Annotated in this window: 14 protein-coding genes, 2 pseudogenes and 1 other annotated feature; of the genes and pseudogenes, 10 read left to right on the top strand and 6 right to left on the bottom strand. The window is 55.3% G+C overall.

The features are described from left to right. Positions 1–364: 364 nt before the first annotated feature. Both CKW35_RS17780 and CKW35_RS17775 read left to right on the top strand, forming a co-directional pair. Positions 365–937, top strand: coding sequence for a hypothetical protein (locus tag CKW35_RS17780; protein ID WP_028699935.1), 573 nt, complete (start codon positions 365–367; stop codon positions 935–937). An 86-nt stretch (positions 938–1,023) separates the two neighbouring features. Continuing rightward, positions 1,024–2,145 (top strand): YiiX/YebB-like N1pC/P60 family cysteine hydrolase, encoded by a 1,122-nt coding sequence (locus CKW35_RS17775; protein WP_028699936.1) that lies wholly within the window; start codon positions 1,024–1,026, stop codon positions 2,143–2,145. A gap of 155 nt (positions 2,146–2,300) precedes the next feature. On the opposite strand, the gene CKW35_RS17770 is transcribed toward CKW35_RS17775, so the two are convergent. Further along, positions 2,301–3,155 carry a hypothetical protein gene (locus tag CKW35_RS17770; RefSeq protein ID WP_049275214.1) on the bottom strand — a complete coding sequence of 285 codons (855 nt, stop codon included), beginning with the start codon at positions 3,153–3,155 and terminating at the stop codon, positions 2,301–2,303. Between the two features lie 181 nt (positions 3,156–3,336). Here CKW35_RS17770 and CKW35_RS17765 point away from each other — a divergent pair. Continuing rightward, positions 3,337–4,265, top strand: a pseudogene (locus CKW35_RS17765) (IS3 family transposase); the annotation flags it as partial. After that, positions 3,615–3,731: a sequence feature (AL1L pseudoknot), on the top strand. (Overlaps the previous pseudogene by 117 nt.) Before the next feature lie 7 nt (positions 4,266–4,272). Here CKW35_RS17765 and CKW35_RS17760 read toward each other — a convergent pair. Continuing rightward, the gene (locus CKW35_RS17760; RefSeq protein ID WP_081259058.1) at positions 4,273–5,649 is read right to left on the bottom strand and encodes an IS30 family transposase; all 1,377 of its coding nucleotides are present in this window, start codon (positions 5,647–5,649) and stop codon (positions 4,273–4,275) included. Positions 5,650–5,710: 61 nt separating this feature from the next. On the opposite strand from CKW35_RS17760, the pseudogene CKW35_RS17755 reads away from it, so the two are divergent. Continuing rightward, a pseudogene (locus tag CKW35_RS17755) lies at positions 5,711–6,010 on the top strand (integrase core domain-containing protein); the annotation flags it as partial. Position 6,011: 1 nt separating this feature from the next. On the opposite strand, the gene CKW35_RS17750 reads toward CKW35_RS17755, so the two are convergent. Continuing rightward, the gene (locus tag CKW35_RS17750) at positions 6,012–6,320 is read right to left on the bottom strand and encodes a hypothetical protein (RefSeq protein ID WP_028699939.1); all 309 of its coding nucleotides are present in this window, start codon (positions 6,318–6,320) and stop codon (positions 6,012–6,014) included. A gap of 206 nt (positions 6,321–6,526) precedes the next feature. On the opposite strand from CKW35_RS17750, the gene CKW35_RS17745 reads away from it, so the two are divergent. From CKW35_RS17745 to CKW35_RS17735, 3 genes are read left to right on the top strand one after another with little or no spacing between them, the layout of a single operon-like run. Further along, positions 6,527–7,729 carry a zinc-dependent alcohol dehydrogenase gene (locus CKW35_RS17745; RefSeq protein WP_028697810.1) on the top strand — a complete coding sequence of 401 codons (1,203 nt, stop codon included), beginning with the start codon at positions 6,527–6,529 and terminating at the stop codon, positions 7,727–7,729. Between the two features lie 13 nt (positions 7,730–7,742). After that, the gene (locus CKW35_RS17740; RefSeq protein ID WP_028697811.1) at positions 7,743–7,976 is read left to right on the top strand and encodes a PLDc N-terminal domain-containing protein; all 234 of its coding nucleotides are present in this window, start codon (positions 7,743–7,745) and stop codon (positions 7,974–7,976) included. 32 nt (positions 7,977–8,008) lie between these two features. Further along, complete coding sequence (locus CKW35_RS17735) at positions 8,009–9,334, top strand: SDR family oxidoreductase (RefSeq protein ID WP_028699940.1); 1,326 nt, start codon at positions 8,009–8,011, stop codon at positions 9,332–9,334. Between the two features lie 57 nt (positions 9,335–9,391). Here CKW35_RS17735 and CKW35_RS17730 read toward each other — a convergent pair whose 3' ends face one another. After that, complete coding sequence (locus tag CKW35_RS17730; RefSeq protein WP_028697813.1) at positions 9,392–9,670, bottom strand: hypothetical protein; 279 nt, start codon at positions 9,668–9,670, stop codon at positions 9,392–9,394. A 267-nt stretch (positions 9,671–9,937) separates the two neighbouring features. Here CKW35_RS17730 and CKW35_RS17725 point away from each other — a divergent pair, with 267 nt between their 5' ends. Beyond that, a complete protein-coding gene (locus CKW35_RS17725; protein ID WP_009681427.1) occupies positions 9,938–10,390 on the top strand; it encodes a response regulator in 453 nt (150 codons plus the stop codon). Positions 10,391–10,526: 136 nt separating this feature from the next. After that, positions 10,527–10,811 carry a general stress protein gene (locus CKW35_RS17720; RefSeq protein ID WP_028699941.1) on the top strand — a complete coding sequence of 95 codons (285 nt, stop codon included), beginning with the start codon at positions 10,527–10,529 and terminating at the stop codon, positions 10,809–10,811. A gap of 376 nt (positions 10,812–11,187) precedes the next feature. On the opposite strand, the gene CKW35_RS17715 is transcribed toward CKW35_RS17720, so the two are convergent. Both CKW35_RS17715 and CKW35_RS17710 read right to left on the bottom strand, forming a co-directional pair. Then, the gene (locus CKW35_RS17715) at positions 11,188–12,741 is read right to left on the bottom strand and encodes a sensor histidine kinase (protein WP_028697816.1); all 1,554 of its coding nucleotides are present in this window, start codon (positions 12,739–12,741) and stop codon (positions 11,188–11,190) included. Between the two features lie 232 nt (positions 12,742–12,973). Next, entirely contained in the window at positions 12,974–13,954 is a 981-nt protein-coding gene (locus CKW35_RS17710) for an IS5-like element ISPa41 family transposase (protein WP_014003920.1), read from the bottom strand. Between the two features lie 142 nt (positions 13,955–14,096). Here CKW35_RS17710 and CKW35_RS17705 point away from each other — a divergent pair, with 142 nt between their 5' ends. After that, complete coding sequence (locus CKW35_RS17705) at positions 14,097–14,477, top strand: response regulator (protein WP_028697817.1); 381 nt, start codon at positions 14,097–14,099, stop codon at positions 14,475–14,477. Positions 14,478–14,490: the final 13 nt, after the last annotated feature.

Raw genomic sequence — 14,490 nt, 5'->3', positions numbered from 1 at the left:
CCTGTATAAAGGGGGTTGACATCAGTGTCAACCGCTCGTAGGATTGAGAAACGGTTGGCATTGAGCTCCAATGAGCGAAAGCTTACGACTCCTTGCAAAGACCACGAAACACCCGCCCCGGCCTCGAGCCGGGGTTTTCGTTTCTGGAATATAAGTACTCATTTCACCCCCTCGTACACGTCGCCTCCCCCGTTATCATCCCGCTTCCAAACCGCCATTCCTGCACCTAAAAAGCGCCCTAAATCGTTCACGTATTCCTTGCTAGTCAGCCGTTAGGCTACCATCGACCTGCCACCATATAGCCATCACTTCGTAACGCTCGTTTAGGCCTTCAGGCTCAGAACTGGTTGATCAGAGGGAACTCATGCCGAACATTTGGCTCAAGCTGTCGGGCGTTCTCGGAGCCTGGTTCGTCTCCGCGGTTGTCCTGCTCATTGCTCCGATCCTGTTCTTTCCCTTCACTCTTATTGGCTGGCTGGCATTCGGATTTGCTTCGCCGGCAGCCGTCTACTTCTTCATCTACGACAAAGATCACATGGCCGTCGTAGGCGTGCTCCTGATGCTGCTCCTGGCTTGGAAGGAGGGCTTCAAGGCATCGCTGAGCGACGCTGCTGCCTTGGCAAAATACGAATACGAGACGGATAACCCAGGATGGCTCGAGCGCTACTACCTTCGTCGAAACCGAGACCTGGTCGAGGCCTACTGGCGGGTCTACAACTTCGAGGTGGCAGAGGACTCGCTGGAGGAGTACCTGAAGAAATACATGCCTGAGGTTTACAGGCACCACACACAGGGGCTGTCATTCCTGCCCGATTGGCCGATCTTTCAGCATGTCAGTGGACACGTTCGAAGCGGTCACATCCGAAACACCCGCAATGGCCCCGTGGCGGTGAGATCGCACCATGTCTCCGGCCATACCAGGACTAGGCGCCGATGAGCCGCAGGCGGCAGAAATGCCAATCGTGGCCTTCGTCACTACCCCTCAATTAAAATCATATTTGAGAACTAGAAGAAGGACTTTCGATGTCTTCCAATAAATTCATCCTAGAGCGTTCACTGCTCCGCCGTGCCGATATCCTTCTGACCGGTGATAAGAGCCTCACCAGTCTGGGGATCCGAGCCGCCACCGCAAGCAGATACTCTCATGCTGCCCTTTACATCGGAGGAACCACAATCGAAGCTACTCTCGATGGTGTGTTTTCCAAAAGTCCACAGCGCCTGATCTTTGACAAAGCAACTGATATTCTTGTACTACGCGCCAAACGGCCACTTTCCGAAGAAGAGGTAAACGCTATATGCGACTATGCACAATCGAAGGTTGGAAGTCTTTACTCGGTCAATGAGGCAATCACGGTAAGAGCGAGATCGCTACTGCGGCACAAGGAAAGTGAACGACAGTTCTGTTCTCGCTTGGTAGCTAAGTCCTTTGAACACGCAAACTTCAATCTCATCAATTTGAGAAATCCCGCGTTCTGCACTCCGAGACAACTCTCGCTGTGTCAAGCCTTTGAGCCCGTTCCAGGGGTGGTTAGGCCTGCTAGCGAAGCAGAGGTTACCTTCGCGATGACGGAGGATCCAAACCAGACGCATCAGCGGCAAACCTATGACTGGCTAGGCAAGGTCAGACATCTAGTAGGTGAGAATGAGGAACTGGCTAAAAAATGGGATATCCAAGCGCTTGATGATGTCAACAGCTTCCTGCTTGCTCACCCAGAGTACGACCAACAAATATCTGAATTCATGCAGAGCAGCGGTTATCTTGAATTCTACAAAATAGAATCAATAAACAACCCGCATCGATACAGCAGCAAACTCCTCATACATCAACTTAGGCAAATTGAAGATCCTGGCGACTATATCGACGACGAGCTTGAAAAGGAGCCTGGCCTTTTCCGAAGGTTTGGAACAATGCAATATCAGCTTTCGCAGCTATATAAAGAAAAAAATCTTAATTTTTTCTGGCTACAGATAAGACTCTACAACAATATGCTTAAGGAAATCCTTATCCGAGTATCGGTAATTCGGGACACTTACCTTAGTCTTAGAATGCCGGAAGAGGCCCAAAATCTGAATTCAACCATTGAGACCGTTGCATCTGTGGTTCGCCAAGGGCAAGAGTTGTTGGATGGACATCGCCCAATCTGAATAAGATCACAGGGGTTGCGCTGATAGGGATGCTACGAAAGCAGACACTTGGATGCGCCACCTATCAGCATGTAGCCTCTACACGAATGCCGATGGGGTGACGCCGCCCTTCCGAGAACCTGGAATCGCCAAAAGGAATGGCAGCCTATTTATCCTCAGCGCTTAACTTTAGCAAGCGTATCTACGACTTTTTCCAAGAGCTCAAGTTCACCCTTCTCCAGCTTTCTGGCTTCAAGGATCTCTGTAGACTGATCTTTCTCAAGTGCGGAAATCTTTGAGAAATAGCAGTCGCTTTTCAGAAGCTCCATCAAATTGATCTTCGGCTCGGATTCAGCTGAGAGTATGAGCAGCGCGCTGACTTCCTCCCGCCTTCTTGCGATCGACTCGTAATACCTAAACTCATCCATAGCCGATCGATACTGCCTCAAGAAAAAGAAAGCAACAAACTCAATAAAGAACAGTATCCCGAACTTTGGCGCCAAAAGCAGCAGCTTATCGATCAGCTGACCCGGCTCATTTAAAACGGGCGTCTGGATATAGAAAAAAGCAAGGCCGGAAAATGCCACCAATATACCGAGAAGTAGATATACGCCAGCACGCCCATAAATGCTTCTGGCCAAATTGCGGGAATTTTCAGCCTGATCAAACAGGAGATCCGCTCCGCTTGCAACGCGAGAACGCTTTGCATGGCTACCGTCTAAACCATCCCCAACCCTTGGTGGGACATTATGTTCTAGACTGGCAGATGCCTGATGGAAAGCCTTACCTTTCAGCAAAAACTCCAAAGGAAAGCTTGAGAATATTTGCCTAAAGAATATTGGAAAAAGGATAAATAGCGTAGAAACAATAATTAATCCAAAATTTTCCTGAAGAGAATAATCAATAGCTCTGTACCCGTAAACATATGTCTGACGGAAGAACAAAAGTAATGGCACAACCATCCAGATAAGCATCTCGACAGACTGCGGAGGCGACCAAAGAAATTTTAGAAATTTAACCGGCTTATTCATTCACACTGGCTCAGACAATGAAAGCACTAAATATCCTCAAAGGGATCAATATCCTCAAAGGGATCCTCTAGCGTATTTGATAAGTAATTTCACGATCATAGCTTAATGACATCATCGCAGACAATCTATTCTGAATAGCCCCGGGTTTCGTGGAGGCCTCAACTCTTGAGAAGATGAGGCCATGAGAAAGACTACGACCTGCTCCCCTGAAGTCCGTGAACGTGCCGTGCGCATGTTTCTGGAACACCTGAATGACTACCCCTCCGAGTGGGCGGCCATTGAGGCCATTGCCCCGAAGATTGGCTGTGCCGCGCAAACCCTGCATGGCTGGATTCGTCGCCAGCAGACAGATGTGGGGCAGCGCCCCGGTCAGACTAGTGAAGAGCGTGAGCGCATCAAGGCCCTGGAGCGAGAGAATCGCGAGCTGCGCAAAGCCAACGAGATCCTGCGCCTGGCCAGTGCGTATTTTGCCCAGGCGGAGCTCGACCGCCGCACCAAGTCCTGAGGGCATTCGTCGATCAGCATCGTGACCGTCTCGGGGTCGAGTCGATTTACCGTGTCTTGCAAATCGCCCCGTCCGGTTACCGCAGGCACGCGGCACAGCAACGCAACCCGGCACTACGCTGCTGCCGTGCTAAGCGTGATGACGCGTTGACCCTGGAAGTCCAGCGGGTGTGGGACACCAACATGCAGTGCTATGGCGCAGTGAAAGTCTGGAAGCAACTCAGGCGAGAAGGTATCGAGGCGGCCAGATGTACGGTAGAGCGGTTGATGCGTCGGGCTGGATTGCAGGGCATCAGGCGCGGCCAGATCCTGCGCACAACGGTGGCCGGCGACAAGTCGCTCTGCCTGCTGGATCGCGTGCAGCGCCAATTCCATGCCGACCGCCCAAATCAGCTGTGGGTATCGGACTTCACGTATGTGTCGACCTGGCAGGGCTGGCTGTATGTGGCGTTCGTGATCGACGTCTTTGCACGCCGTATCGTCGGCTGGCGAGTCAGTACCAGCATGAAGACCGACTTCGTGCTGGATGCCCTGGAGCAAGCCCTGTATGCCCGCCAGCCACATCGTACGGGTGGCCTGATCCATCACAGCGACCGTGGCAGCCAGGGCGGATTCAACCGGTCGTCGCAACACTGGATTGTTGTACAGACTTCAGATACTCATTCAGTGTTTCGGCAGGTGTTTTCCAGCCGAGTGTTTTTCGAGGTCTAGTGTTAAGTACGTGAGCTACCGCCTGTATTTCTTGGGCACTCCAACGAGAGAGGTCAGTGCCTTTCGGGAAGTATTGCCGCAGAAGGCCGTTCGTATTTTCATTGGTGCCGCGCTGCCAAGGACTATGTGGATCAGCAAAGAAAACCTTTACTCCGGACTCGATGGTAAATCGAGCGTGATCCGACAGCTCCTTTCCACGATCCCAGGTCAAAGATCGCCACAGCTCGCTGGGAAGCTCAGCCACCGTCTTCTTCAATGCATTGGCCATACTAACAGCCCCATAGCCAGCCAGCGCCGGGCCATTCTTCGTGCGGGGAATTAGCCCATAACCTTCCTCGCGAGGCAGATGGACAAGCATGGTAAATCGAGTTGAGCGCTCGACCAGAGTTCCAATCGCAGAACGGTTCAGACCGATGATCAGGTCACCCTCCCAATGCCCGGGCACAGCCCGATCTTCTACCTCAGCTGGGCGACTGGAGATCATGACGTCCTCGCTGACGTGTGCCCACACTTTGGCCTGCGCTCTGGCTCTCGGCACGCGCAATGCTCGTCCTGAGCGCAGGCAGCTCACCAGTTCGCGCTTGAGAGCTCCTCTACCCTGAATGTAGAGCGCCTGATATATCGCTTCATGAGAAATGCGCATGGATTCATCATCCGGAAAATCGAGCTGGAGCCGGTTGGCAATCTGTTCAGGCGACCAGCCATTGACCCATTTACGGTCACTGCGATGCGGTTTATTTCGGCCTTTGAAGGGTGCTTGCCGAGGCCCAGAAATCTCACGACCATCGGCGTCTTGAACCTTGCCCTCAAGGCGGTCGTGTACGTACTGGTGCAGTCGCGGGTTAGTGACCAGTTTCGCTGGTTTCGGCCTCTTGGCCACCAGTTCTGCCTTCCACTGCGCTACTGACGCTCGATATTCAAGCCGACCGCAACGGGTAGCAGCATTGCGTGTCAGCTCCCGTGAAATTGTCGATGGGCTTCTTCCAAGGCGACGGGCGATCTCACGAACGCCAACACTTTGCGCTCGAAGCAGCCCAATCTCTTCTCGCTCTGCAAACGATAAGTATCGTCCTGATATGTGATTCGACATGAATAATGGCATCCCGCCTCGATGACGGAACCAGCGTGTACCTACCGCTGTTGATACGCCAACGGCATGTGCTGCCTTTTCGCTTGTGATGCCTGTTTCAATCTGCACCCAAAATAGCCGTTCGATCTCATTACGAAGTGAGGGTGCACCTGGAGAACGCATCGCTCCCCGCCCAGTCAATTTTTGCATCCATCCTGCGGGTCGCCCCATAAACACCTCGATCAAGGTGTTGCGACGACCGGTTGAATCCGCCCAGTACGTCTCGATCCGCTATACCGAGCGACTGGCAGAGGCCGGCATTGAACCTTCAGTTGGCAGCAAGGGCGACAGCTATGACAACGCCCTGGCTGAGACTATCAACGGGCTGTACAAGGCCGAGCTGATCTACCGCCAGTCGTGGAAGAGCCGCGAGGCTGTTGAGATGGCGACCTTGAAATGGGTGCACTGGTACAACCACCAGCGGTTGCTGAGCTCAATCGGCTATATCCCGCCTGCGGAGGCTGAGGCAAACTTCCACCAGCAACAAGCAGGTCAGGCCATTGCGGCCTGACTTAAACGAAACGGCCTCCACGAAACCCGGGGCGATTCAGGTTGTATTTTTCAAGGCTGGAGGCACCGGGATTGGTGGCCGTATCGGGCTCGATGACGACCTTGCCCAAAATCACCTCAACGAGCGTGGCCAGGGTTTTGCGCTGAGCCTTGGCTTCAGCAGTGAGGATCTGAACGGCCATGGTTTCACGCAGATCCGGGAGTGCTTCGCCAGCCTCCAATGCCTCCGCTTCTGTAAGCGCTTGTACCTGCTCAAGCACTTCAGGTCGTGAGGCAGCGAACACCATGAATGCCAACATCGTGTCGTCCATCGCCCCGCCCCTCGTTTAATCGGCCTGGCTCTTGTGGCACGGGCTCAGATCGTTCGATACCGGTGTGATCAGGAATGTTCAGCTTGAAATGGTGGCGTCGAGAATGAGTTTTAAGTACCACCGGACTTGTTGGGCTGAACTTTGCCATCTGTCCTGGCTTCCCCTGCATACCTACCACGGAAAAACGCCTGCAGGAGCTTACCCTCATGAGAGCGCTCACCTACCACGGAGCACACGACGTCAGGGTCGATAACGTCCCCGATCCCATCATCGAGCACGAAGACGACATCATCCTCAGGGTCACCGCCACGGCCATTTGTGGCTCTGACCTGCACCTCTACCGAGGCAAAATTCCAGAAACCGAAGCGGGTGATATCTTCGGCCATGAGTTCATGGGCATCGTCGAAGATACTGGCAGTGCCGTCACCAATCTGCAGATCGGCGACCGCGTAGTGATTCCCTTTGTGATCGCTTGCGGCAGTTGCTTCTTCTGTCAGCACGATCTGTTTGCTGCCTGTGAAACCACCAACACAGGTCGTGGTGCGATCATCAACAAGAAGGGGATTCCCCCAGGCGCCGCGCTGTTTGGATATAGCCATCTCTATGGCGGTATCCCTGGCGGCCAGGCGGATTACGTGAGGGTGCCCAAGGGCAACGTCGGCCCGTTCAAAGTGCCCACCGAGCTGGCCGATGACAAGGTACTGTTTCTCTCGGACATCCTGCCGACCGCGTGGCAGGCGGTCATCAATGCCGAAATAGGCCAAGGGTCATCGGTGGCGATCTACGGCGCCGGGCCGGTGGGCTTGCTGAGCGCCGCCTGTGCGCGAATGCTCGGTGCCCAGACCATCTTCATGGTCGATGACAACGGCTACCGCCTGGCTTACGCCCGCGAGGCTTACGGCGTCATACCCATCAACTTCGAGCAGGACGACGATCCAGCCGACAGCATCATCCGTCAGACTCCAGGCATGCGCGGGGTCGATGCGGTGATCGATGCGGTCGGATTCGAGGCCAAAGGCAGCACTGCCGAAACGGTAATGACGGCGCTGAAGATCGAAGGCAGCAGCGGCAAGGCGCTGCGCCAGAGCATTGCTGCAGTGCGTCGTGGTGGCGTTGTCAGCGTCCCCGGTGTGTACGCCGGCTTCATCCACGCGTTCATGTTCGGCGATGCCTTCGACAAAGGCCTTACCTTCAAGATGGGCCAGACCCATGTGCAGAAATATTTGCCTGAACTTCTTGAACACATCGAGGCAGGACGCCTGCAACCAGAGCTGATCGTCACCCACCGCCTGGCCCTCGAAGAAGCGGCCATGGGCTACAAAATGTTCGATCAGAAGCAGGACAACTGTCGCAAGGTCATCCTCGTGCCAGGCGCGGCAGCGGGCGCCTTGGGCCCTGACTTCGTGTAGAGGAGTCAAGCACATGAACGGTATCGCCAGCTACTTCTGGATTGCCGTCGCGGCAATCCTTTTACTGATCGATCTGTGGGCCATCGTCAGCGTCTTCAGAAGCGACAAGTCAGATGCAGTCAAAGCGGCCTGGGCTCTGCTGATACTCGCGCTACCGCTGGTTGGCCTGGGTATCTGGGGCGTTGCCGGCCCGCGAGGCATCAAGCGAGGCACCGGGCCCACTTCCGATGAGCACAGCAAAGGCTGACATTTCCGAGCTCCACTTACAGGGGTTTCAACATGATCAATCAAGCGACAGGCATGAAATCAGGCAAACGCTATCGCGTGGAAAACGTGGAGCGCGCTCATCAGTTCCCCGGCTTCTTTCAAGACGGGAAGTATTATCTCGGCCCTGAGCTTCTCACCGCCGTGGGCTGGCTCGAAGGTACGCGCTTCATCTACGACAGCCTGGATGCCGAAGGTGAGCCCGTATTTCCAAACCGGGAGGCAGGCACGGTGGAAGGGCTGACGTTGACCCTGATCGATGGCACCTCTCTTGAGCTCTCGCGGATCGAGGCCAGCGAAACCGTTGCCCCCCTTGACCCCAGCGCCTCGGGTGCGCAACGAGAAGCGCCTGTCCGTGGCGCTCCGCTCAAAGGGCCTCTGCGCGGCAAGGTCGTGGTCATCACCGGCGCATCCAGCGGCATAGGCCGAGCAGCCGCGCATGCCTTTGCGTGCAAAGGTGCTCGCCTGGTACTCGCCGCACGCGACGAAGAGGCGTTGTTCGACGTACTGGATGAATGCACCGATTGCGGTACGGACGCCATAGCGATCACGACCGACGTTACCCACAGCGACCAGGTTCAAGCGCTTGCCGTTCAGGCCGCAGACTTTGGACATGGACGGATCGATATCTGGGTCAACAATGCCGGGGTCGGCGCGGTCGGCAATTTCGAAGAAACGCCGTTGGAGGCGCACGAGCAGGTCATCCAGACTGACCTGATCGGTTACCTGCGAGGTGCCTACGTCGCCCTTCCCTACTTCAAGGCTCAGGGTAACGGCACGCTCATCAACACGCTGTCGCTGGGCAGCTGGGTGGCCCAGCCCTACGCCGCCGCTTATTCGGCGAGCAAATTCGGCTTACGTGGACTGACCGAGGCATTGCGAGGCGAGCTGACTGAATATCCCAACATCCATGTCTGCGATATCTATCCAGCAGTCATGGACACACCTGGCTTCCGAGACGGCGGCAACTACACAGGGCACGCGCTGACACCACCAGGCCCCATATACGATCCCGAAATGGTGGCGAAGGCTATGGTGGCCTGCGCAATCTCGCCTCGTGCTCACACCACGGTTGGCGCTGCGGCGCGCCTCGCGCATTTGGCCAGCTACCTGATACCAGGCCTGCCTCTGTTGTCAGGAAGGCTGTCGCGCTGGGGGATAAATCGCAGCCCCATAGCCGAAGCATCATCAGGCAACCTCTTTGAGCCTCCAAGTGGCGGGAGGGGTATCGAAGGAGGTTGGAGGAAGCCAAAAGATAAAACGCCCCTGCTGATCGGCGCAGCGGCGCTGGGAATCCTTGTGGGTTTTACACTCACACATTCACGACGCAGGGATAGATAGAGAAGATCTGCTTACAGAGGAATGAGCGTGGTTTCATTGCGAGATCACGTTCGATCCCTACTCTGCTGACGAGCTCGTGGGTTTAACCGGGTGATAGTCCTCCCCTGCTACCGCTCTCAGGTAAGCAACGTCAGCCTCCAGACGAAGATCGCGCCATTCCTGCCAGCAGATAATCCCTCGACGATCCATCTCATCGGCCTGGCGAAGCAGTTCCTCGTGATAGTCGTCAGGCGAGTCCATGCGCAATGCCCTGTCTTCAAGCATCCGATACCAAACCGCCAAACAATTGAGCTTCAGCAATTGGGCGGCAGACAGGTTTTTCTCGAGCGTTCGCATCAGGAGGCCTCATACGCTGATGGAGGGTTGAGTCACGCAGATTGCAGAGGTTCAGTAGGGCGGTGTCAGCGGCATGGATGCGTCCAGATGGTCGCCCCCGTTATAGATCCGCTCACGGATGGGAATGTATGGCACTGACTCAAGCTGGAGTGAATTTCTTGAACGCTAGCGATGTCGTAGTGATGGCGCGCTGCTACGTCTTGCTGGAAGAAAGCAAGCAGACCTGGATGTCCCTCCCTTCCTGCAGCCGCATGTCCGAGTACACATATGAAAGAGCTGCTTTCCGCTGCGAAGATAATTCGCCCAACTGTTCTCATCGTTGAGGACGAACCCATGATTCGAGAGCTTTTGACCCTGTACCTGGAAGAATGGGGGGCCATGGTGACAGCGGTGGCGACTGCCGATGACGGTAATGAGGCGTTGAGGAAGCAAGATTGGACGCTGCTGATAACGGATGTACAAACGCCTGGTTTACTCAATGGGGTTGATCTTGCCTGGATGGCAAGCCAGCAAAAACCTCAGACGCGCATCATTGTCATGAGCGGATACTACGAATTTGCAGGGAGAGTGTTGCCGCCAGGTGCGGAGTTCCTTCCTAAGCCGTGGCCAATAACCCAGCTCCAGGAACTGCTCTGCGCTCAGCTGAACCACGCCGACGGGGGTGGGAGGTCGGCGTCTGCCAAGCTTGATCTTTCCCAAACGTTCGCGAACAAAGCTTAAGGACGCCACACACGCCTGCACCGGTTCTTTCGCGCAACCCGTCGGCCTTGGCCAAAACCCACTGAGTAAACACCCCGCCCCAGGACGTCCGAGTTGAACACAGACTTTCCTGTGTGACGACATGAGGTGAAAGATCATGGCTAACAACCAAACCAATCGTGGCCATCAAGGTGGTACTGCTCAGAACAATCCTGGCAATTTTGCCAATGATCGCGAGAAAGCGTCGGAGGCAGGTCGCAAAGGCGGGCAGAGCTCAGGCGGCAACTTTGCCAACGACCGTGAGCGTGCCTCGGAGGCTGGCCGTAAAGGCGGGCAGAGCTCAGGCGGCAACTTTGCCAACGACCGTGAGCGTGCCTCGGAGGCTGGCCGTAAAGGCGGGCAAAACAGCCACGGCGGCGGTCGCGGTAGCGAGAACCGTTAACTTGAAATGAGCCAGGCCGGGGTGCATGGCACTCTGGCCACTTTTAGAGAAAATGAAAGCGGTGTTAAGAAGACAGCGAAATGGGCAACAAGGGTTTGCCTCTCGCTCGAAGACGACCACCAACGAACACCAGCGCCAATGACGCTGCCGCTAGCAACAGGCTCACCCCTAGCATCTCGCTAGTGAGGTTGTGAAACCCTGAAACCGCAACGCCGATTATGGCTAACATTCCTGAAAGCCCAGCGTAACCTACCGCAGTCATCAGCCATCCCCAGTTACGCATACCCTACTCCTCCAATGATGATCCCAGGTCTCGAATCAGCCTCATTACGACCATACGCATTTGGCTAAGTGCCATCGGTGTGTGCAGGCGCGCCTAAAGTTTGAAGCGTACATGGATACAGCTTTTACTATCCTGCCGATCAACCTCCACTGCCGCGCTACCGTAACCGGAATAGCTTTTGACCAATCGCATGCCAAGCCCCGTACCTGTCGGCTTTGGATAATTATCAGGGAAGCCGTCGCCCTCATCCCTGACGGTGAGTAGCGCATGGTCGCCGGCATGCTTGACGGCCACCTCAATGTTGCCCTTACCATACTTGAGGGCATTGGTGATCAGTTCAGAAATTACCAGTCCCAGGGGCGCCATTCTTTCTGAAGGCAATACGAACTCGTCAGCGTCCAGCACAATTTTGCGCTCGGCTAAGGCTCTGCCCAGATCCCCCAACAGAGCAGTGAGGTAATCACGCGCACGAAGTTCTTGATCTTCGGCAGCCTGGTACAGCCGCTCGTGAACCGTGGCAATGGTCACTACTCGGCCTGCAGCGGTTTCAAGCTGCAATTTAACCGCTGCATCGGGCGTGAGATTGGCCTGTAGCAACAGCAGTGTGTTTACCAGGTGAAGGCTGTTCTTGACGCGATGGTGGATCTCTTCGAGATAGAGGTCGCTTCGGTTCTGCTTGCTATTCTGAGCCTCGATGAGCGACAGCAATTGAGCCTCATATTGATGACGCTCGGTGATATCTCGCGATACGGCAATCATTCGCTCGACCTTGCCGTCCGCTCCGAGGATCGGCGCCACCGTCACGTCCCACCATTTGGGTTCATCGGGAGCGATTGGGCAGTACGATTCGAACCTCATGGTTTCGCCAGCGCTGACTTTAGCTACCGCCTCCCAAACAAATGATCGCGACTCCTCAGGCCACAAGTCATACCATCGCTGACCTTTAACAGTGGTCAGTTGGGTATCCAGGAATGTCAGCCCGGCTTCATTCATGAACTCGATCTCGCCGTTCGGGGCCAAGATATCCACCCAGTCAGGGCTTGCGTTCAGAATGGTCTCGGAATAAGGGTCGGGAACTGGAACATCCACGCCTGCAGATATTCTTTCGACAGCCATGGAAATGACGTTCGAGATGCCTTCCAGAAATACCAGATCGCTCTCTACAAAATCGTCCCCGTTGCTGCTGTCGGCTTCCAGTACACCAAACGGGCTGAGCAAACCCCGGATCGGGACATTGATGGCCCGCTCGATTCCATATTTTTTCAGCAGTTCCGGCGTTCGAAAGCGGTTTTCCATACCCAAATGATTCGAGAGTACGGGCCTGTAGGTGGCCAATGCATAGCCTGCGGGACTAGCCACATCGCCGCCCACGGTTGCCCGCCCGATGTCAGAAGCATCCCAGCCAACGCCGTGGGTCAGAACAAACCCTTCCCCTTCCCCGTCCTCTGCTGGCTGGAGCACCTTGGAAAAACGAGTGCTCATCCCTTCAGCGACTACTTCACATGCACGGGTCAGCAACAGATCCAAGTCCGCAGCCTTCAGGGACATTACGCCAAACTCGACCACGAGCTCATGTTGGCGGTGCAAGCGCGCATGAGTCTTCTTCAATGCCGCTCGGATGGTTTCGTCCACTGGTAGCTGCTGCATAGTCTTCCCTTCCGCAATAACGGGAAACGCCCAGAATCCTTTCAGAGCGTACAGTCGTTTCGCTTACCGCTTTCCTACCATAGCCGCTAATTCATGACGGCGCCTAGGGATGCTCCGATCAACTTGTCGTGCAGCCGCGGCAAGTTGCAATTTTCCAGGCACCTACAGCGTCATTGGACGAAAAGTGACCGAAAAATCATGTACGGAGAGCTTTTTCGACCGGTTCTCCGTGTTAAACGCGAACCTCACCCATACCCATGAGCTGTTTTCGAACCCTCCACAGGTTTGCCAGGGCGAACAGCGTGGTCAACTGAGCCGTGTTTTTCATCAGCCCACGAAAACGTACTTTCACGTAACCAAACTGCCGCTTGATCACGCGAAACGGATGCTCGACCTTGGCCCGTGTCTGAGCCTTGCAGAACTCGATCTTGCGCTTGGCTTTGTACAGTACGCTGCGCTGGTTCAGCTTGGAATAGGTGCTGCGACGCGCTGCAATCTGCCAGATCACCCCCCGATTTTCATGCTCTTCGCGCCTTTCGACACCGGTGTAACCGGCATCTGCATACACGGCGTTTTCTTCGCCATGCAGCAGTTCAGCCACCTGCGTGACATCGGCCACATTGGCAGCGGTGCCATGGACGTGATGCACCAGGCCGGACTCGACATCGGCACCGATGTGCGCCTTCATCCCGAAGAAATACTGACCGCCTTTCTTGGTCTGGTGCATCTCGGGATCACGCTTGCCTTCTTTATTTTTGGTCGAGCTGGGGGCATGAATAATGGTGGCATCGACGATGGTGCCTTGGCGCAGCGACAGGCCTTTTTCCTGCAGATAACCATTGATGACCGCAAGGATTGCCGGTGCGAGCTGATGCTTCTCCAGCAAGTGCCGGAAGTTCATGATCGTGGTGTCTTCGGGGATTGGCGCGCTCAGCGTCAGGCGTGCGAACTGGCGCATGGGCGTGATTTCGTAGAGCGCTTCTTCCATGGCCGGGTCGCTCAGGGAGAACCAGTTCTGCAACAGATGGATGCGCAGCATGGTTTCCAGAGGATAGGGTTTTCTACCGCCGCCGGCCTTGGGGTAGAACGGTTCGATCAGCTCCAGCAGGCCTGCCCAGGGCACCACCTGATCCATTTCGGCGAGGAAGCGCTCTCGGCGGGTTTGCTTGCGCTTGCCGGCGTACTCAAAGTCGGAAAAGCTCATCTGGCTCATGGGCGGCTCGGATCAGGTGTTGCGGGGATTCTCGCATAACTGAAGGCTTGTTCGGAGATTCCCTAGGGCACCACTTATCGCCCAGGAGCAACGGCGTAGAGGCCCAGAGCCCTAATGCATATGACCCGCGAGCAAACCTTACATGCCGAAAACCATCCTCATTGTGGAAGACGACGACCTCCTGAGAGACCTAACTGCCGAGAGCCTCTCGTCACTCTACGCCGTTGCTATGACGTGCTGCGCAAATGCTGACGAGGCGTTGCATTACCTTTGCAATAAGGATGTCCCTAGCTTGGTGATGACCGATATTCATATGCCTGGAAGCATGGACGGTTTAGGCCTTGCACACGAGATTTGGCGTCGATGGCCTACCCTGCCAGTGATTCTGACTTCGGGCGACGCAGTAATCGACACCGGTTTGCTGCCTGCTCGGACAGCATTTCTCCCCAAACCTTGGGAGATTTCTGATCTCGCCTCGCTGATCAACAAATTAGTAACGCTCCCGCCGCAAGTAGAAGCTTGATCCAAAGAACGCT

The sequence above is a fragment of the Pseudomonas sp. Irchel 3F3 genome, assembly GCF_900187545.1.
Lineage (GTDB): Bacteria > Pseudomonadota > Gammaproteobacteria > Pseudomonadales > Pseudomonadaceae > Aquipseudomonas > Aquipseudomonas fortuita.
The sequence above is the reverse complement of the archived record's forward strand: the minus strand, read 5'-3'. Positions and strand labels throughout refer to the sequence as shown.